Annotated in this window: 15 protein-coding genes; 7 read left to right on the forward strand and 8 right to left on the reverse strand. The window is 70.0% G+C overall.

What is annotated here, in order from left to right:
* Positions 1-30: 30 nt before the first annotated feature.
* From infA to ACWEOO_RS17505, 3 genes are all read right to left on the reverse strand, one after another.
* On the reverse strand, positions 31-255 hold the full coding sequence (gene infA, locus ACWEOO_RS17495; RefSeq protein WP_359923940.1) for a translation initiation factor IF-1: 225 nt from the start codon (positions 253-255) through the stop codon (positions 31-33).
* Positions 256-257: 2 nt separating this feature from the next.
* Positions 258-1,034, reverse strand: coding sequence for an N-acetyltransferase family protein (locus tag ACWEOO_RS17500; protein WP_452143838.1), 777 nt, complete (start codon positions 1,032-1,034; stop codon positions 258-260).
* A gap of 172 nt (positions 1,035-1,206) precedes the next feature.
* Complete coding sequence (locus ACWEOO_RS17505; protein ID WP_452143839.1) at positions 1,207-2,022, reverse strand: MBL fold metallo-hydrolase; 816 nt, start codon at positions 2,020-2,022, stop codon at positions 1,207-1,209.
* A 33-nt stretch (positions 2,023-2,055) separates the two neighbouring features.
* Here ACWEOO_RS17505 and ACWEOO_RS17510 point away from each other — a divergent pair, with 33 nt between their 5' ends.
* From ACWEOO_RS17510 to ACWEOO_RS17520, 3 genes are all read left to right on the forward strand, one after another.
* The gene (locus ACWEOO_RS17510) at positions 2,056-2,625 is read left to right on the forward strand and encodes a hypothetical protein (RefSeq protein ID WP_452143840.1); all 570 of its coding nucleotides are present in this window, start codon (positions 2,056-2,058) and stop codon (positions 2,623-2,625) included.
* A 112-nt stretch (positions 2,626-2,737) separates the two neighbouring features.
* Positions 2,738-3,574, forward strand: coding sequence for an MBL fold metallo-hydrolase (locus ACWEOO_RS17515; protein WP_452143841.1), 837 nt, complete (start codon positions 2,738-2,740; stop codon positions 3,572-3,574).
* 84 nt (positions 3,575-3,658) lie between these two features.
* A complete protein-coding gene (locus ACWEOO_RS17520) occupies positions 3,659-7,084 on the forward strand; it encodes an error-prone DNA polymerase (protein WP_452143842.1) in 3,426 nt (1,141 codons plus the stop codon).
* Positions 7,085-7,227: 143 nt separating this feature from the next.
* On the opposite strand, the gene ACWEOO_RS17525 is transcribed toward ACWEOO_RS17520, so the two are convergent.
* On the reverse strand, positions 7,228-8,349 hold the full coding sequence (locus ACWEOO_RS17525; RefSeq protein WP_452143843.1) for an NAD(P)/FAD-dependent oxidoreductase: 1,122 nt from the start codon (positions 8,347-8,349) through the stop codon (positions 7,228-7,230).
* Positions 8,337-11,618, reverse strand: a complete 3,282-nt coding sequence (locus ACWEOO_RS17530) for a LodA/GoxA family CTQ-dependent oxidase (protein ID WP_452143844.1) — start codon at positions 11,616-11,618, stop codon at positions 8,337-8,339. The genes ACWEOO_RS17525 and ACWEOO_RS17530 overlap by 13 nt, the downstream gene beginning before the upstream one ends.
* A gap of 121 nt (positions 11,619-11,739) precedes the next feature.
* Between ACWEOO_RS17530 and ACWEOO_RS17535 the strand changes: the two genes are divergently transcribed.
* On the forward strand, positions 11,740-12,771 hold the full coding sequence (locus ACWEOO_RS17535) for an L-idonate 5-dehydrogenase (protein WP_452143845.1): 1,032 nt from the start codon (positions 11,740-11,742) through the stop codon (positions 12,769-12,771).
* Here ACWEOO_RS17535 and ACWEOO_RS17540 read toward each other — a convergent pair.
* Entirely contained in the window at positions 12,749-13,231 is a 483-nt protein-coding gene (locus ACWEOO_RS17540) for a MarR family winged helix-turn-helix transcriptional regulator (RefSeq protein ID WP_363708685.1), read from the reverse strand. The genes ACWEOO_RS17535 and ACWEOO_RS17540 overlap by 23 nt on opposite strands.
* A gap of 79 nt (positions 13,232-13,310) precedes the next feature.
* Here ACWEOO_RS17540 and ACWEOO_RS17545 point away from each other — a divergent pair, with 79 nt between their 5' ends.
* Positions 13,311-13,883 (forward strand): NADPH-dependent F420 reductase, encoded by a 573-nt coding sequence (locus ACWEOO_RS17545; protein ID WP_452143846.1) that lies wholly within the window; start codon positions 13,311-13,313, stop codon positions 13,881-13,883.
* Here the strand turns inward: ACWEOO_RS17545 and ACWEOO_RS17550 are convergent.
* The gene (locus ACWEOO_RS17550; RefSeq protein ID WP_452143847.1) at positions 13,880-14,512 is read right to left on the reverse strand and encodes a LysE family translocator; all 633 of its coding nucleotides are present in this window, start codon (positions 14,510-14,512) and stop codon (positions 13,880-13,882) included. The genes ACWEOO_RS17545 and ACWEOO_RS17550 overlap by 4 nt on opposite strands.
* Before the next feature lie 82 nt (positions 14,513-14,594).
* On the opposite strand from ACWEOO_RS17550, the gene ACWEOO_RS17555 reads away from it, so the two are divergent.
* Positions 14,595-15,884, forward strand: a complete 1,290-nt coding sequence (locus tag ACWEOO_RS17555; protein WP_452143848.1) for a BNR-4 repeat-containing protein — start codon at positions 14,595-14,597, stop codon at positions 15,882-15,884.
* Here the strand turns inward: ACWEOO_RS17555 and ACWEOO_RS17560 are convergent.
* Positions 15,877-17,574, reverse strand: a complete 1,698-nt coding sequence (locus ACWEOO_RS17560) for a sigma-54-dependent Fis family transcriptional regulator (protein WP_452143849.1) — start codon at positions 17,572-17,574, stop codon at positions 15,877-15,879. The two genes, ACWEOO_RS17555 and ACWEOO_RS17560, sit on opposite strands and share 8 nt — an antisense overlap.
* A gap of 149 nt (positions 17,575-17,723) precedes the next feature.
* On the opposite strand from ACWEOO_RS17560, the gene ACWEOO_RS17565 reads away from it, so the two are divergent.
* Positions 17,724-19,340 carry a ferritin family protein gene (locus ACWEOO_RS17565; protein WP_359923976.1) on the forward strand — a complete coding sequence of 539 codons (1,617 nt, stop codon included), beginning with the start codon at positions 17,724-17,726 and terminating at the stop codon, positions 19,338-19,340.
* The last annotated feature ends 4 nt before the right edge of the window (positions 19,341-19,344 follow it).

The raw sequence follows: 19,344 nt of genomic DNA on the forward strand, positions 1-19,344 counted from the left end.
CTTGATCAGACGGGTGGCGTGTGAGATGGATCAGGTGCGGTAGCGGAAGATGATCCGGCCCCGGTTCAGGTCATAGGGACTGAGCTCCACCAGGACGCGGTCCTCGGGGAGGATCTTGATGTAGTTCTTCCGGATCTTGCCGCTGATGTGCGCCAGGACCTTGTGCCCGTTGCTGAGCTCGACCCGGAAGGTGGCGTTGCGGAGGCACTCGACGACGGTGCCCTCGATCTCGATACCGCCTGCTGCTCTGGGCATGGTCAGGCCTTCCCGGTGATCAGTTCGAGAGTGCGGCCGGTGCGTTCGGCGCCGATCCCTTCGAGCAGTGCCGTCGCCGCGGTGTTGGTCTCGTCGACCTCCGCCGTGGCCGCCTCGACGCCGGCGCGGTGCAACCCGTCGAGCACGTGGCCCAGCAGCGCCCGGCCGATGCCTCGGCGTTGCTCCGCCGCCAGGACCGCGACCAGCCCGATGCGCGGGCGCCGCGTCCTCGTGGCCACCCGGACGAATCCGACGTACCGGCCGTCGCGGACGGCGACCGTGTACTTCGACGGGTCGATCGGCCGCGTCCCGCCCTGCCAGGGCAGCACCTCCGCGGGCATCGTGTGCCAGCCGACGGTGGACCCGACCTCGTCGCGGATCGCCTGGTCCAGCTCGCGCAGCGGCGCCTCGGCGACATCGGTGACGATCTGCACTCCGGACGGCGCTGACGGCGCGATCGGCCGGGTGGGTACGACGTACTCCGATTCGCGGCGCCAGATCGTGAGTCCAGCGCGTTCCCAGTTGGCCGTGAGGTCACGGTCGGTTTCGTCGACGACCGTGTGGAGCGGGCCCGTGAGGTCGGCCAGCATCGCGGCGGCGAGCCGGTCGAAGACGGCGTCGCGCCAGGTGTCGATGCTGAGGAAGGTCCGGCCGTCGAGCCGCCGGGAGGCGTGACCGCGGCCGACGACGAGATCGTTCTCGATCGCGTGCCACTGGTTGTCCGCGACGCGTGAGATCGTCACCGCGCCGACGCCCGGACTGAAAGGCAAAGAGTTCATAGGTGTTTCCCTTCGGGAGCTTCTCGCGGCGCTCCCGACGACACCTACGTCAATCGCCCGCCCGTGACCACGAGAGGGGGAGCACCCACTGCGCTACAGCGTTCATCGGGGCCTCACCTCCTGGTGTGATGTCACGGACCACGGCACGGTACCAGCGCGGCCGTGGTGCCGGTCAATCGGTTTTCCGGCCGAACTGCTGGAGATGCCATTCGGCCACCGCGGGCAGCCAGTCCGCGCCGTACGTGGCCGACGGGCCGATCCGCGGGTCGTCGGCAAGACGGCCGTCCTGCAAGGCCTGCACGTACGCCCGGTCCTGCGCGATCCGGATGCGGACCTGATCGGCTCCGGCGGCGGGGGAGCCGTGACCGGGGACGACGACCTCGACGGCGTCCGCGACACCCTCGAGGAGCTGCAGCCCGGTGAGGTAGTCCGCCAGCGGATCCGCGGCGCCCGGGTCGGGGAACGGCATCAGGATGTCGGACAGCATGTCGCCCGCGATCAGCACGCCGGGCTCCTCGATCAGCAGCGCCGCGTGGCCCTGGGCGTGCGCCGGATGCTCGACGATCCGGATCTCGGGTCCGTCCCATGGAAGCTTCGTGGCGCCGGCCGGCAGGGCGGTGACCCGGCCGAACAGGTCCAGCGGTATCTGGTCGGCGATCTCCGGCGGCAAGCCCTCGGCGACGCGGTCCTTCCAGGTGGCGTCGGACAGGAGCTCGTGCAGGAAGGCCGCACCGCGGGCGGTGGCGTAGCGGGGCGCGTCGCCGAACTCGGGATGCCAGAGTGTGTGATCCCAGTCGGGATGCGTCGAGAAGCCGGCGACGACGGGTTGGCCCATCGCCCGAAGGTCGTCCGCGAGGCAGGCCATCTCCTCGCCCGTGATGCCCGGGTCGACGAGCAGCACACCCTCGTGGCCCTGCACGACGACGGTGTTGTTCTGGATCAACTCGCTCCGGTGGACCAGCACACCCTCCGCAACCTGCCTCAACATGCCGACACCGTATCGCCCTGGTTGGATTGCGGGATGGCGATTCTCTTCGTTGATCTGGAAACCACCAGCGTCCGGGAACCGTGGCTCCCGGGCGGCCGGCAGATCTGGCAGCTGGCGGTGATCCGCCGCGAGGACGACGGGCGAGAGACGGCGTACAACCGGTTCGTCCGGCTGGACGAGCTGGACCTGTCGGCCGCGACCGAGCGGGCGCTGGAGATCAGCCGCTTCCATCGTCACCCGTCGCTGAACGGATCCGAACAGGATGTGTGCAGCGGCCGGGACGTCGCGGAGCTCATGGTCGAGCTGACCGCGGACGAGCCGTTGTGGGTCGGGGCCGCGCCGTGGATGGATGCCACCGACGTACTGCATCTGATGCATCTCCACGGCTTGGTCGCCGAGGATGCGGCGGACGTGCCGTGGGACTTTCGCCTCGTCTGCGTCATCAGCCAACTGCTGGGCCACACGAAACACCCGCCGACCGCGGACGTCGGCGAGATGTCGGCGACCGTCGGCATCGACCAGTCGTCGTACGCGATCCATGACGCCCTGGCCGACACCTACTTCGTCCGAGACGTCTTCGACGCCCTGCACCGACCGGACTGAGCTCGCCTGGACGTGGCTACTTGGCGCGTAGCCCCTGACAGTCGCGGAGATCCGCGGGCACGGCGGTCTGTGCCCACTCGACGTACGCCGTGCGGTGTGGTCAGGTGAGGGCATGGAGCCTCGGGGAGGGACGGCCAACCGGATCACGGTCCTCCACGACGCGTTCGGGAGCCGCCCCGGCCTGATCAAGGACTGGGGATTCGCTGCGCTCGTGGAGTTCGAGGGCCGGCGGATCCTCTTCGACACCGGGAACGACTCGCGGACGTTCGCCGCCAACACCGACGCCCTCGGTGTCGACCTGCGCACGATCGATCTCGTCGTGGTCTCGCACCGCCACGGCGACCACACCTCCGGGCTCGATCACCTGCTGCACGTCAACCCCGACGTGCCGGTCTACGCGCCGGCCGAGCTGTACGGCGTGTTCGGCTCGAGCCTTCCCGGCCACTTCTACCCGCGCCGCCCGTCGCTGCCGCGGTCCATGCAGTACTACGACGGCGAGCCGCCCGACGTCATCCGCCACGGCACGCCGTGGCCGGGCGCACGATTCACCTGGATCGAGGAGTCGACCCCGCTGGGAAGCGGCGCGTGGCTGATCCCCGTCGTCTCGGAGGTGGCGGGAACGCGTGAGCTGCGCGAGATCTCCCTCGCGTTGCTGACTTCGCAGGGACTGGTGCTGGTGGTGGGGTGCTCGCACCCGGGCATCGAGCGGATCCTGGAGGCCACTGCCGCGATCGACGACCGTGTCCACTGCATCGTCGGTGGGCTCCACCTCGTCCTGGCCGAGGAGCCCGAGGTGCGTCGCGTCGCGCAGGCACTCCGCGACGAGTGGCAAGTGCGGACCGTCGCCCCAGGCCACTGCACGGGTGAACCCGGCTTCCTGGCACTGAGCGAGGCGTTCGGCAACCGCTACCTGTACGCCGGTCTGGGTGACTCGGTTCCCGTCCCGTGACGCGCGGCAAGTCGAGGCGGATGATGTCCACGACGGGACAGCTGATGGCTGAGCTTAAGGGAACCTATGTTCTAATATGGTTGCGTGGGTTACAACAATCCGCCGATCAAGTGGTCGGAGCTCGAGCGTAAGTTGTCGGACCGCTCGCGTCCGGGCAGCCATGGTGGGCGTCCGGTGACGGCGGACGGCGGGGACAGTCCTGCCTGGTCGCAGCATCGCGGGCCGTATGTGCCTGACGTGGTGCATCGCCCTGAGCGCGCCGTGCCGTATGCCGAGCTCCACGTGCACTCGAACTTCTCCTTCCTGGACGGCGCCTCCCAGCCCGAGGATCTGGTCGAGGCTGCTGTCCGGCAGGGGCTGCACGCGCTGGCGTTGACCGATCACGACGGGTTCTACGGTGCGGCGCGGTTCGCCGAGGCCGCGGCGGCGTACTCGCTGCCGACCGTGTTCGGCGCCGAGTTGTCGCTGGATCTGACCGGCCCGCAGAACGGGGTGGCCGATCCGGAGGGCAGTCACCTGCTGGTGCTGGCCGAGGGGCAAGAGGGATACCACAGGCTGGCCGGTGAGATCACCGAGGCGCAGTTGGCCGGTGGGGAGAAGGGGAAGCCGGTCTACTCGTTGGAGCGGCTGGCCGAGAAAGGCCGTCACCACTGGGTGATCCTGACCGGTTGCCGCAAGGGCCTGGTCCGGCAGGCGCTCGAGCTCGGCGGGCGCGCCGACGGCCCGGCCGCGGCCGGACGTGAGCTGGACCGGCTGACCGCGCTGTTCGGCAAGGACCGGGTGGTCGTCGAGCTGATCGACCACCACCTTCCCGCCGACACCACGCGGAACCGGATCCTGGCCGGTCTGGCCGCTGACCGCGGTCTCCCGGTAGTTGCCACGAACAACGTTCACTACGCCACCCCGGCGCAGCACAAACTGGCGGCCGCGCTGGCCGCCGTACGGGCCCGTCGCGACCTGGACGCGATGGACGGCTGGCTGCCGTCGAGCGGGATGGCGTTCGTGCGCTCCGGCGCCGAGATGACCGCCCGTTTCCGGCGGTACGACGGGGCGGTGGCGCGGTCGGTGACGCTGGCGGACCAGCTCGCGTTCGACCTCGCCCGGGCGAAGCCGAAGCTGCCGCTGCGCGACGTACCCGAGGGGGAGACGCCGATGTCGTGGCTGCGGGTGCTGACGTTCCGCGGGGCCGCGAAGCGGTACGGGACGCGCGAGCAGCGCCCGGACGCGTACGAGCGGCTGGAGCGGGAGCTCGACGTCATCGAGGAGAAGGGCTTCCCGGGGTACTTCCTGATCGTCGAGGACATCGTCCGGTTCGCCCACGACCACGGGATCCTCTGCCAGGGCAGGGGATCGGCGGCGAACTCGGCGGTCTGCTACGCGCTCGGGATCACCGCGGTGGACAGCATCCTCTACAACCTGCCGTTCGAGCGGTTCCTGGCCACCACCCGCGCCGAGGAGCCGGACATCGACGTCGACTTCGACTCCGGCCGCCGGGAGGAGGTGATCCAGCACGTCTACGCCAAGTACGGCCGGCACAACGCTGCCCAGGTGGCGAACGTGATCTCCTACCGCCCGAAGTCCGCCGTCCGGGACATGGCCAAGGCGCTCGGGTATTCCGTCGGTCAGCAGGACGCGTGGTCGAAACAGGTGGACGGCTGGAGCCCGGAGATCACCTCGACCGAACACGACATCCCGCCGCAGGTGGTGGCGATGGCGACCGAGCTGCTGAAGTTCCCGCGGCACCTCGGGATCCACTCCGGCGGCATGGTGCTGACCGAGCGTCCGGTCGGCGAGGTGGTGCCGATCGAGCACGCCCGGATGGAGAACCGGACGGTCCTGCAGTGGGACAAGGACGACTGCGCGTGGATGGGGCTGGTGAAGTTCGACCTGCTCGGGCTCGGCATGCTGGCCGCGCTGCAGTACTGCCTGGACATGGTCCGCGAGCAGGTAGGGGAGTCGTGGGAGCTGCACACGATCCCGCGGGAGGAAGCCGGGGTCTACGACCAGCTCTGCCGGGCGGACTCGGTGGGTGTGTTCCAGGTCGAGTCCCGCGCGCAGATGGCGACGCTGCCCCGGCTGAAACCGCGGCGGTTCTACGACCTGGTCACCGAGATCGCGTTGATCCGGCCCGGCCCGATCCAGGGCGGCGCCGTACATCCGTACATCCGCCGCCGGACCGGCGAGGAGCCGATCACCTACCTGCACCCGAAGCTGCGGCCGGTGCTGGAGCGGACCATGGGCGTGCCGCTGTTCCAGGAGCAGCTGATGCAGATGGCGATGGCGGTCGGCGAGATCGACGGCGACGAGGCCGACCTGCTGCGCCGCGCGATGGGGTCCAAACGCGGGATCGAGAAGATCTCGTCGCTGAAGGACAAGCTGTACGCCGGGATGGCGGGCAACGGGATCACCGGGGAGCTGGCCGACGAGATCTACGCCAAGATCGAGGCGTTCGCGAACTTCGGGTTCGCCGAGTCGCACTCGATCAGCTTCGCGCTGCTCGTCTACTCCAGCACCTGGCTGCGGCTGCACTACCCGGCCGCGTTCCTGGCCGCGCTGCTCCGGGCGCAGCCGATGGGCTTCTACTCACCGCAGTCCCTGGTCGCCGACGCCCGCCGGCACGGTGTCGAGGTCCGCCGCCCGCACCTGCATCTCTCGGGTGTCGACGCGGGTCTCGAGCTGCTGGTCGAGGGGCAGGAGCTGACCGGCCCGACCGGTCTCGACGCGTGCCTGGCGGATCCGCAACCGGTGGTGGGCCCGTTCGACCCGAAGGCTCCGTTCGACACCACGGTGCATCGGCGGGACGGCGCGTTCGCGGTCCGGCTCGGGCTGGCCGAGGTACGGACGGTGGGGGAGAAGGGCGCGAAGCTGATCGTCGAGGAGCGGGAGCGGGGCGGGCCGTTCACGGAGATGGCCGACCTGGTCCGGCGGACCGGGATCACCGCGGCCCAGGTCGAGGCGCTGGCGACCGCGGGGGCGTTCGACTGCTTCGGGCTCGACCGGCGGCAGGCGCTGTGGGAGGCGGGCCGCGCCGCCGAGGAGCGCCCGGGTCAACTGGCCGGCATCACGGCGGCCGGTCCGCCGCCGACGCTGCCCGGGATGAGCGACATCGAAGCCGACATGGCCGACCTGTGGTCCACCTCGATCACCACGACGAGCCACCCGATGCAACGCGTCCGCGAGCAACTCCGCGCCGACGGCATCCTGTCCGCGGCCGAGCTGCGCAACGCCCCGAACGGCGCCCGCGTCCGGGTCGCCGGCGTCGTCACCCACCGCCAGCGCCCCGCCACCGCGTCCGGCGTCACGTTCATGAACCTCGAGGACGAGACCGGCATGGCCAACATCGTCATCACCGTCGGCTGCTGGCACCACTACGCCGCCGTGGCCCGCAACGCCGCCGCCCTCATCATCCGGGGCCGCGTGGAACGCGCCGGCGAAGTCACCAACCTCTCCGCCGAGCACCTCCAACACCTCCCCCTGGCCGCCCGCACCAAGTCCCGCGACTTCAGATGACCGCGGTGTCCGACGTACCTCGAGCTCCTGGAAAGCCACACGCTCGCACGCCGAGTCGTGGCAATCGGTTCGTGGCGGGAACGCCGAGTCGTGGATCGTGGTCGCTTTCCACAGCCACATCCCACGACTCGACGAACAGGTGGTCAGCCGTATTCCACGACTCGAGGAACGGGGGTCCGGCGGCGGGTCCAGAAGGGCGTGGGGTGGTGGGCGGCGGCGTTGTAGTAGCCGGCGCGGGTGGTCAGGTAGGTGGTGCATTCGGTGTTGCGGTCGGATTCATACTGCGTGATCAGGTTCGCGGCGTCGGACGGGTGGCTGAGGAGTCGGGTGGCTGTTTCGGCCGCGGCTTCCGCGGTGCGGAGCGCGCGGGGCACGCCGCTGCCGGAGATCGGGTCGACGGCAAGAGCCGCGTCGCCGACGGTCAGCCACGGCCGCAGGTCCCGCGACCGAATCAACCGCTGACTCGCCGCCGAGCACACCCGAGGTGAACTCGCGACCCCGGCGATTTTGTTGTGGAGACGGGCGGAGGTGGCGGAGGTGTGGTTCAGGTCGGTCGTCCAGGCCATAGGGGACGAGAGGTGGTGACGGCGGCAGATGTCGGCGTCGGTGATCAGCATGGCGATCATCGCGTTGTGGGCGAGAGGCGCCGTATACCACCAGCCATGCGCAGCGGCTTCGATCAGTAGGTAGTGCTCGTCCGTCACGTCGACGCCCGGCCAACGCGCGGTGATCCCGACCAGACGGTCGAAGGGGATACGACGCGCGCCGAGGCAGCGCCCGACGGCTGCCGAGCGGCCCGTCGCGTCGATCAGCACGCGGGCGGTCAGCCGGCCGCCGTCGGAGCAGGTCAGCTGCCACATCCCGTCGTACGAGCACGAGCTCAAAGAACAACCGAGGCGCGTCGACGCCCCGGCGTCACCTGCCGCGTCGAAGAGCATTCGGTCGAAGGTACACCGGTCGACGTGCCAGCCGCTTCCGTACGCGCTCGTCAGGTGCGAGTGCTCGCCCGCCCCGGACCACAGGCTCCGCGTCCCCCACGACGGAAGGTGGCCCGCGGCAACGAACCGGGACCACAGCCCGAGCGTGCGCAGCAGCGGCTGGATGCTCGGGGCCAGCGTCTCGCCGACGCGCGGGTGCTCGAAGCGGCTGCGTTCGAGCACCGCGACGGAGTGCCCGGCGCGGGCCAGGCGCAGGGCGGTCGCTGCGCCGGCGGGGCCACCACCGGCGACAACGACGTCGTACGTCGGGGACATCAGCAACCGCACTTGCGCAGCGCGTCGAGGTCGAACCCGAGTCGCCGCAACCGCTCGATCAGCTTGTCGTCGAAGCCCTTGAGCACGCAGGACAGCAACTCGCAGCAGCACGAATCGCCGCCACCCACCGGCGGCGGGTTGTCGCCGCCACGCCAGACGGCCGCGGTGAGCGTGCGTTCCCGCGTGAACGGCCGCCCGATGCGCGTCCGGCCGCGAGCCCGCACCCGAATCCGGTAAACGCCCGGAGCCGTCGTACGGAAGCTCGCCTCGAACTCCCCAGCCGCGAACGGATCGAGCACGATCGTCACGACGGACCCGTCCGGCCGCGTCACCTCCGCCCACACGTAAGGATCCCCGGAGACCGGTACGCCGGACTGGGTGAGGGAGGCGTTGATGGTCACCGCGGCGCCGGGCTCGAAGGATCGCTGGTCGGCCGTGGCGCGCAACGACACGTTCGAGTAGGAGTGCACGACCAGGCTGTACGGAAGACCGCGCCGCCCGGGCTGCTCGCCGACGGCAGGCTCCTGCGCCACCGCGAACGCGCGCTCGAACTCGAACGGACGCCGCGCGGGCGGAGCAGCGTGCACGGCCGGATGCGCGCGGCCGCGAAGGATCGACAGGTCGACGCCGTCGGAGTCATCCGGAGTCCTCCCGGTGTGTGGCCGGCCGATGGTCAGCAACGCGTGCCAGGTCCCTGCCTGGTCGAACCGGTTCGGCCGGAGCTGGACGGGCAGTGTGAGCCGGTAGTACGCGACGCCCTCCCCGGTCACGTACCGCATCGCCGGCTCGGACTGCGCCCGCCACGGTTCGATCAGCAGGCCGTTCGGCGTCTGCAGCCGGAAGTCGACGGCGTCCGGCCGCGGCGTCAGCAGGACGACGTCCACACCCGAGTCCCCGTCGGACAGCTGGAACGGGATGCGGTGCACCGCGCCGACCGTCAGTTCGCCGTCCGGGTCGAGCACGACCTCGGCGTTGCTGATCCCAGCCAGCACCTGCAGGAAGTACTTCTGCAGCAGGAACCGGTTGTCGGTGGTGATCGCGCCGGTCACCAGCAGGTACCCGCCGTTGTTGCCGGCGATGGTCTGCAGTGCGGGAACGCTGATGTTCTGCGGTTGCCCGAGACCGACGGCGTACGTGCGCTCGTTGATCTGCGCGGCGACGTCGGAGATGAAGCGCGGGCTGTTCTCGATCCCGTCGGTGAGGACGACCAGCGACTTCACGTCGTACGGCGGCGCCGCGTCGAGCAGACCGCGGCCCTCGAAGATGCCGTCGCCGATCGACGTTGCGCCCTGCGGATCGAGCCCGGTGCCGTTGATCGTGTCGTGGGTCGCGCTGCGGTTCAGGTCGGACAGCCCGCCCGCGCCGAGTTCGAGGACGGATTGCAGCGGCTGCGCGTCCTCGTTGTAGCGGACGATGCCGACGCCGTCGCCTTCGAGCATCAGGTCGACGAAGATGTTCGCGGCCTGCTGCAGCGCGACGTGCTTGCTCTGCCCGTCGCCGCGGTCCTCGCTCATGCTGCCGGAGCGGTCCAGCACCAGGGCGGTCGCTGCCGTGGTCCGCGCGACGGTGTTGCCGGTGACGGTCACCTGCCAGGTCTGACCGGACGTGGCTTCCTGGACCGTGAGGACCTGCGGCGGGATCGACGACGGTGCCGCGCCGGTGCGGTACACGACCCACAGCCGAGCGGTCGCGACGCCGTTGGGCGCGGTCGGGCCGACGGTGACCGAGGTGGTCGCGGCGACCAGCTGCGGATGCGCCGGCGCACCTCCGGGCGCGTAGTCGAGCGTGACCGCGGACCCCGGCGACAGCACCTCGAACGTGATCGCCAGCGCGGCCTCGCGGACCATGCCCATCGGTCCCTGCGGTACGTCGACGAACCGCAGCTCGGGGGTGAGCAGCGTGATCGACGCCTCGTCGCAGTGCTCGACCTCGACGTGCTCGGACCCCTGCTCGACGACGAAGCCGAGCGTGTGCCACAGCGTCACCATGTCGTCCATGCTGGCGACGTCGCGGTCCCAGCGGGCGGGGCTGCCGGTGTCTTGGGCGATGACGTCGTTGGGCCGGGGGACCGGCCACCAGTTGTCACCGCAGGCCTTGAAGTCGGCCTGCCACGGCAGCGCCATCGCCTGGCTGATCGTGCCGGCGCCGACCGAGGACGCGAGCCGGAACGCCTCGGCGTACGACGTCTCGATGATCGGCCGGTCGCCGGCGGACAGCCCGCCGGCCTCGATCCCGGGGAAGAACGCGCCGCCGACACAGGCTTCGAGCGCCGCGCGATCCATCCCGTCCGGGGTCAGGTCGGTCTGCGGCTGCGGTACTCCGGTCCAGTCGGCGGCGTAGTTGCCGGCCTGCCAGCGCTGCATGTGCGCGTACTGCGTCGGCGTCAGCGCGGAATCGCCGCCGTTGAGCCGGGGCATGTCGCCCGGCGGCCGCAGCCGCGCGAAGATCGCGTCGACGAGCGGCTGCGCGGTGACCGGGTCCGGCCAGCTGTGTGCGCCGAAGATCCCTTCCACCCAGCGCATGTCGCGGGCGCGCTGCAGGATCGGGTAGACGTCCTCGGTGTACGACGTCGTGGTGGGCGCCGCCGCGAGCCCGAGGTCGATCATCCGCTGCAGGACCCGGTCGTACAGCGTCGTCACACTGTCCTGGTGCGGCGCGAACTTGGGCGGCGCGACGATCGCCCAGGCGCCTTCGACCGCCGGTGACGAGTTGTCCGCCCGCAGCGTGATCGTCGCGGTGACCGGTCCGTCCGACACGTCGTCGTACCAGCCGGCGTTGCCCCAGAAGCTGCCGATCACGTTGCCGGCCGGCGACGCGGAGGTCCCGTGCCCGCCGAGGACGAGCAGGTGGTTGTCGTCGTCGCTGCGGATCTCGCCGAGCGGCACCGTCACCGCCGGCTGCCCGGAGAAGTCGATCGAGCCGGTGTCGAACAGCTCCCGCTGGTCCGGCCCGGTCAGCGTCCGCGGGCCGGGGTCGATGGTGAGCTGACCGGCCGGCTCGCTGTTGCCGCGGTTCGGGTGCGCGGCCTTGGCGTTCACCAGATGCACGGTCCAGGAGATCTCGGCGGTGGCGTCGGTGAGCTCCTCGACGCTGCCGTCGTCGTGGTGCGCGAAGATCCGGAACCGCGCCGCCTGCCGCTTGACCCGGCACTGCGCGTCCTTGAACCCACCCGCCGGCTCGGGCCGTTCGCGGAGTCGTTCCGGTCCGACGAAGAACTCGTCCGGACTGTTCCCGACCCGCGCGATACCGATCGCCGGATGGATCTTGTACGTCGTCGCCATGCCTGTCTCCCCCCAAGTTGGTCAGCCCCTACCCGGACGGAGGATCCAGGACCACCTCGCGATACACCGCAGTTGCCCGGCGGCGCGGGCGGATAGTGTCGGGCGGACAGCGATTTCCGGGATGGTGGATGACGTGTACGCCTGTGTGGTGCATGCCGCGGGAGACCTGCGGGTCGAGGAGCGGCCGGCCGTCGAGCCCGGCGCGGGACAGGTCGCGGTGCGGATCGAGTACGGCGGGATCTGCGGATCGGATCTGCACTACTACCACGAGGGCGGCGTCGGGAACTTCCGGATCCGCGAACCGCTGGTGCTCGGGCACGAGGTGGTCGGCCGGATCAGCGGAGGCGATCTCCAAGCCGGCACGCCGGTGGGGATCCACCCGGCGACACCCTGCGGCGCGTGCCCGGAATGCGCTCGGGACCGCCGGAACATCTGCGCCTCCAGCAGCTACCTGGGCAGCGCGGCCCGCGACCCACACATCCAGGGCGGGTTCGTCCAGGAGCTGATCGTCCGGGCCGAGCAGGTGCGAGTGCTACCCGCCGAGCTCGCGCTGCGCACCGCCGTACTCGCGGAGCCGTTGTCGGTCGCGATCCACGCCGTACGACAGGCCGGCGAGGGAGCCGTGGACGGGAAGCGGGCGCTCGTCACCGGCGCGGGGCCGATCGGTCTGCTGGTGGCCGCGGCGCTGCGGCAGGCCGGTGCGGTCGAGGTCGTCGTGACGGACCTGCACGAAGCCCCGCTGGCGCTGGCGTCCCACGTCGGCGCGACGCAGACGATCCGGGCCGACACGACGGACTGGCCGGACGAGATCGACGTCGCGATCGAGGCATCGGGTACGGCGGGCGGCCTGCGGACCTGTTTGGAACGGGTACGCCGCGGCGGCACCGTCGTCCAGGTCGGCTCGTTGCCGGGCGGGGACACCGCGTTCGCCGGGAGCCTGCTGATGACCCGCGAGCTGACGCTGACCGGCGCGTTCCGGTTCGACCATGAGTTCGACACCGCGATCGCACTGCTCGCCGACGGGCTGTACGTCGACCCGATCGTCACGCACGCGTTCCCGCTCGACGAGGCGCGCGCCGCGTTCGATCTCGCCAGCGACCGGACGGTCGCGTCGAAGGTGCTGCTCGACCTCAGCGGCGATACACAGCGCTGAGGTTGCCGTCGGGGTCGACCGACTCCAGGATCGCCCCGGTGATCGCGGCGAGCTGGGAGATCTGCTCCGGCGTGAGTACGTCGATCACGTGCTGCCGGACCGTCTCGACATGGCCGGGCGCGGTCGCCTTGATCTTCTTCCAGCCGGGCGCGGTCAGCCGCGCGTTGGTGGCGCGGGCGTCCTCCGGGCACGGGAACCGCTCGACCAGGCCACGGTCCTCCAGGCGCTTCACCACGTGTGACAGCCGGGGGAGCGTGGCGTTGGTCCGCTGAGCGAGGGCGGTCATCCGCAGCGTCCGTTTCGGCGCCTCGGACAGCATCGCCATCACGTAGTACTCGTAGTGGGTCAGCTCCGCGTCCCGGCGCAGCTGCGAGTCGAGAACGCCGGGCAGCAGCTCGAGTACGGCGGCCAGCCGCACCCACGCGGTCATCTCGGTGTCGTCCAGCCATCGGGTGCTCACGACCTCATCTTAATGGTTGTAGCTACAACAATCATGCGCTATCGTGATAGTTGAAGGTACAACCAAAAGGAGCGAGAGCATGACGCACGTCAGCATCATCGGCAGCGGGAACATGGGACAGGCGATCGCGGCGGTCGTCGCCAAGGGCGGCAACACCGTCGAGCTGTTCAACTCCACCGACAAGGACAAGCCGGTCACCGGTCAGGTCGTGATCCTCGCGACGCCGTACCCGGCCTTCGACCAGGTGCTCGCCGACCGTGCCGAGCAGCTGGCCGGCAAGGTCGTCGTCGACATCAGCAACCCGCTGAACTTCGAGACCTTCGACTCGCTGGTGGTCCCGGCGGACGGCTCCGCGGCGGCCGAGCTGGCCGCGAAGCTCCCGGACTCCACGGTGCTGAAGGCCTTCAACACGAACTTCGCCGCCACGGTCGCGACCGGGAAGGCCGGCGAGGCGCCGGCGACCGTCCTGATCGCCGGCGACGACGCGGACGCCAAGGCCTTGCTGGCCGGCATCGTCTCGGCCGGTGGCCTGCAGACGGTCGACGCCGGTGCGCTCAAGCGCGCTCGTGAGCTCGAGGCCGCCGGCTTCCTGCAGCTCACCCTCGCCGTCGGCGAGAAGGTCGCCTGGACCGGCGGCCTGGCGCTCGTCTAACGCAGCAGGGCCAGACGGACGCCGAGCCCGATGAAGATGCCGCCTGTCGCGGTGTCGATCCGGCGCCGGGCGGTACGGCGGGTGCGCAGCCAGCCCCCGATCCGCCCGGCCAGCAGGCCGACCGTCCCGTCGACGAGGAACTCCAGGACGATCAGGATCGCGCCGAGCACCGCGAACTGCAGCCACACGTGACCGTGCGCCGGCACCACGAACTGCGGCAGGAACGCGATGGTGAACGTGACCATCTTCGGGTTCAGCAGATTCGTGGTCAGCCCGGCGAAGTACGCCTTCCGCCCGGACATCGCGGCCTGACCGGCCGGCGCCTCGTCGACGGCATCGTTGCGGTGCCGGATCATCTGGACACCCAGATACACCAGGTACGCCGCGCCGACGATCCGCACCGTCGTGAACGCGACCGGCACCGCCGCGAACAAGGCGGCCAGCCCGGCGGCCGCGACCGCGACGTGCACCGCCTCACTCGTCGCCACACCGGCTGTCGCCAGCAGACCTGCCCGCGGGCCGCTGCGCATACCGCAGCCGAGGATGAACAACATGTCGGGTCCCGGCGTGATCATCGCGATCGTCGTGGTCAGCAGGAACGCGAGCAGGAGGTGCTGGTCGATCGGCATATCCCGATCGTCGCAGGTGGTACTGACCACATGCTGGCAAACGCTTACCGATGAGACGGGATCTCTGCGACACTGGGTGCCCATGGATGCGGCTCGGGTGATCAACGACAACGGTGCTTGGTGCTGGTTCCAGGACGAGCGGGCGGTGGTGGATCCGGACGCCGGCGTGCTGGTCGCCGGATCGATCGCGGCGCCCGAGGGCCCCGGCGGCGACGGCCGGGCGGGCAACGTCGAGCTGACCGTGGTGGACCTGCGGTCCGGCGCCACCGACGTCGTCGTCCTGCACGAGCGGTTCGAGGCCGACGACCACGACGTACCGGCGTTGTGGCGGCGCCGCGACGGGCGCTGGCTGGCCGTGTACACCAAGCACAAGACCGACGACCTGACCCGGTGGCGGATCAGCGAGCCGGGTGACCCGCGCACGTGGGGCCCGGAGCAGACCGTCGACTGGAGCGAGTTCACCGGCGGCCGCGGCGTTACGTACTCGAACCTGCACGAACTCGACGGCCGCCTCTACTGCTTCGCGCGAGCCGTCAACGACGACCCGTGTGCGCTGGTGTCCGACGACGAGGGCGACACCTGGGCGTACGCCGGGAAGCTCTTCACCCGCCCCAAGGTCGGCTACGTCAACGGCTACACCCGATACGTCTCCACGCCGGCCCGCATCGACCTGATCACGACGGATCACCACCCGCGCGACTACAACAACTCGATCTACCACGGCTACCTGGAAGCCGGCGCGCTGCACCGGGCGGACGGGACCGTCGTGGATCCGCACGCGCTCGACGCCGCCGCGCCGTCACAGGCGGAGCTGACCACGCTCCTCGCCGCGGACTCGGTCTGGGACGGCGAGCCGATGACGCACTGCTGGACGGTCGACATCCGTCGTGTCGGCGACGAGGTCGCGACGATCCTGCTGGCCCGGCACGACACGCCGGAGAAGCCGGAGGACGCGTTCGCCCGGGAGCACCCGGTACCGGACCACCGCTTCTTCTACGCGCGCCTCACCGAAGGCGCCTGGCAGGTCCGCCAGTTGGCCAAGGCCGGCCACGGCCTGCTCGTGCACGAGAACGACTACACAGGCCTGGTCGCGATCGACCCGTACGACCTGGACTCGCTCTACGCCTCGACGCCGATCGACCCGCGCGACGGCAGCGCGCTGAAGTACCACGAGATCTTCCACGGCCGGACGACCGATGCCGGCGCCACCTGGACGTGGACGCCGGTGACCGAGAACTCGACCGGCGACAACCTCCGTCCGATCGTCGCCCCCGGCGACCCCGGCCGGATCCCGCTGCTCTGGTTCCGCGGCCACATGACCGCGTCGCAGCACTACGACTGCGAGGTCGTCCTGCTCGACCGCCTCAGGTGACGATCGCGTAGTCGCGGATCTTGCGGTAGATGGTCGCCCGCGACATGCCGAGCGCGGTCGCGGCGGCTGCCTTGTCGCCCTGGTGGGCGGCGAGCGCGTCGACGATCGCGTCCCGTTCGAGCGCTTCGATCCGGGTCAGGTGCCGGCGCGTGGTCGCGCGGCACTCGGCAGGCAGGCCGTCGAGCTCCACGACACCCGACCGGCGGCGCCGTGCCACCTCAGCGAGGACCGTCCGCAGATGGGTCACGTTGCCCGGCCACGGCAGCCGCATCAACTGGCTGATCGCGGCCGGGGAGAGCGTCACCCCGGCGACCCCGGTGCGCGCGAGCAGGTGCGGTACGAGCGCCTGGACGTCGTCGAGGTGATGCCGCAACGGCGGTACGGCGACCGTGCGCGGGAAGAACCGCAGTAGCTGGGTGTCGAGCTCGTCCTGCGCACCGGACTGACCGGTGGCGACGGTCAGCGCGATCCACGGATCCTCGGCGAGGCTGTCGCGGACGCCCTGCAGGACGTCGACCAGGGCGTGGATGGCATCGGTGGACAGCAGGTGCGCGTGCCGCAGTACCAGGTCCGAGCCCGACTCGAGTTCGCTCGCGACGGCGGTGACGAGTGCGGGATCGTCCGCGTCGACGATCGCCAGCCGGTGGCCGGACCTCGAGTAGTTGTGCACCGCCCGCAGTAGGGTCAGCTTGCCGGTGCCCGGCTCACCTTCGGCGACGATCCACTCCGCCCGGCTCGCGGACTCCAGGACCTCCTGGGTGGTGCGCCGCCACAGGGCGCTGCTGCCGACCACGCCCGGCAGCGACGGCACCCGGGCCGGACCGCCGGCGTTCCGGAGACCGGCCCGTTGCTCGCGGACCTGGACGATTCCGCCGGCCAGCCGGTGGCCGAGGAACGTCGGCTGGTAAGCGAGCCGCGCGGTGATCCCGCTCGGCAGGTCGGCGAGGTACGTGCGCGGCCTGGTCCCGCCGCGGGCGTCCCGGGTGCGGTCGATGAGCGCGGCCTGGTCGGCGGAGTCGAAGTGCGCCTGGGCGTGCGCGTTGATCATGAAGACCTCGTCGCCGAGCGCGATGACCGATCCGCCGGTGTGCCGGCAGGCCGCGTAGTAGTCGCTCAGCAGGGCCTGGTCGAGCGCGTTCGCCTCTTCGACGATGCGCTCCTGGATCCGCCTGGCGGCGAGTTTCGCGAACGACAGCAGGACCGCGTTCGAGTTCTGGGCCTGGGTGGTGATGTCGAGGACGCCGAGCTGGCCGCCGGTCACCGGGTGCGTGATCGGTGCGCCGGCGCAGGCGAAACGCCGCAGTACACCGCTGTAATGGTCGGGACCGAGCACCAGGATCGGGCCGCCGACCTCGAGGGCGGTGCCGATCCCGTTGGTGCCGACCTCGGACTCGGCGTAGGTGAAACCGGGGCACAGGTCGACCGAGTCGAGCTTGCGGATCAGCCCCGGATCGCCGCCGCGACGGTCCAGGACGATGCCCTTGGCATCGGTGAGGATGATGCAGACCGGCTCGTTGGTGAGCTCCGACGCCAGCGCGTCGATGACCGGCCGGGCGGCCCGGGTGAGCGTGGTGTCCACGTCGATCCCCGCGAAGTACGCCGGTGAGGGCTGGTCGGCGTCGACCAGTGACGCCTCGGAGCGCTGCCAGGACAACAGGATCGAGTCGCGGACCGATCGGCTGGACGGCATCTCCCACCTCCTGCATCGACGGGTCAGGCCAGCGAACACCCCTCAAGGTAGTTCCGCAACCGTGTGACCGGTATCTCACATTGAGACAGCAGCGCCTGCGCCCGCCCGCTTTCATTCCAGCCAACAGCCCGACCCCTGGAGGCAGGCACATGAGCAGGCAGAGTCTCACCAAGGCCCACGCGAAGATCACCGAGCTCTCGTGGGAGCCGACCTTCGCGACCCCGGCGACCCGGTTCGGCACCGACTACACGTTCGAGAAGGCGCCGAAGAAGGACCCGCTGAAGCAGATCATGCGGTCGTACTTCCCGATGGAGGAGGAGAAGGACAACCGCGTGTACGGCGCCATGGACGGCGCCATCCGCGGCAACATGTTCCGCCAGGTCCAGCAGCGCTGGCTGGAGTGGCAGAAGCTGTTCCTGAGCATCATCCCGTTCCCGGAGATCTCGGCGGCGCGGGCGATGCCGATGGCGATCGACGCCGTACCGAACCCGGAGATCCACAACGGGCTCGCGGTCCAGATGATCGACGAGGTCCGGCACTCGACGATCCAGATGAACCTCAAGCGGCTCTACATGAACAACTACATCGACCCGGCCGGTTTCGACATGACCGAGAAGGCGTTCGCGAACAACTACGCGGGCACCATCGGCCGGCAGTTCGGCGAGGGGTTCATCACCGGTGACGCGATCACCGCCGCGAACATCTACCTGACCGTGGTCGCCGAGACCGCGTTCACCAACACGCTGTTCGTCGCGATGCCCGACGAGGCGGCCGCGAACGGCGACTACCTGCTGCCGACGGTGTTCCACTCGGTGCAGTCCGACGAGTCGCGGCACATCAGCAACGGGTACTCGATCCTGCTGATGGCGCTGGCCGACGAACGCAACCGCCCGCTGCTCGAGCGCGACCTGCGCTACGCGTGGTGGAACAACCACTGTGTCGTGGACGCGGCCATCGGCACGTTCATCGAGTACGGCACGAAGGACCGGCGCAAGGATCGTGAGAGCTATGCGGAGATGTGGCGCCGCTGGATCTACGACGACTACTACCGCAGCTACCTGCTGCCGCTGGAGAAGTACGGCCTCACGATTCCGCACGATCTGGTCGAGGAGGCGTGGAACCGGATCACCAACAAGGGCTACGTGCACGAGGTGGCCCGGTTCTTCGCCACCGGCTGGCCGGTGAACTACTGGCGGATCGACACGATGACGGACACGGACTTCGCGTGGTTCGAGGACAAGTACCCCGGCTGGTACTCGAAGTACGGCAAGTGGTGGGAGAACTACAACCGGCTGGCCTACCCGGGCCGGAACAAGCCGATCGCCTTCGAGGACGTCGGCTACCAGTACCCGCACCGCTGCTGGACCTGCATGGTGCCGGCGCTGATCCGCGAGGACATGGTGGTCGAGAAGGTCGACGACCAGTGGCGGACGTACTGCTCGGAGACCTGCTACTGGACCGACGCGGTCGCGTTCCGCGGCGAGTACGACGGCCGGCCGACGCCGAACATGGGCCGGCTGACCGGGTTCCGCGAGTGGGAGACCCTGCACCACGGCAAGGACCTGGCCGACATCGTCTCCGACCTCGGGTACGTCCGTGACGACGGCAAGACCCTGATCGGGCAGCCGCACCTCGACCTGGACCCGCAGAAGATGTGGACCCTCGACGACGTCCGCGGCAACACCTTCAACAGCCCGAACGTGCTGCTGAACGAGATGTCCGACGCCGACCGCGAGGCGCACGTCGCGGCGTACCGCGCGGGCTGAGGTG

Source organism: Kribbella sp. NPDC004138, assembly GCF_053603655.1.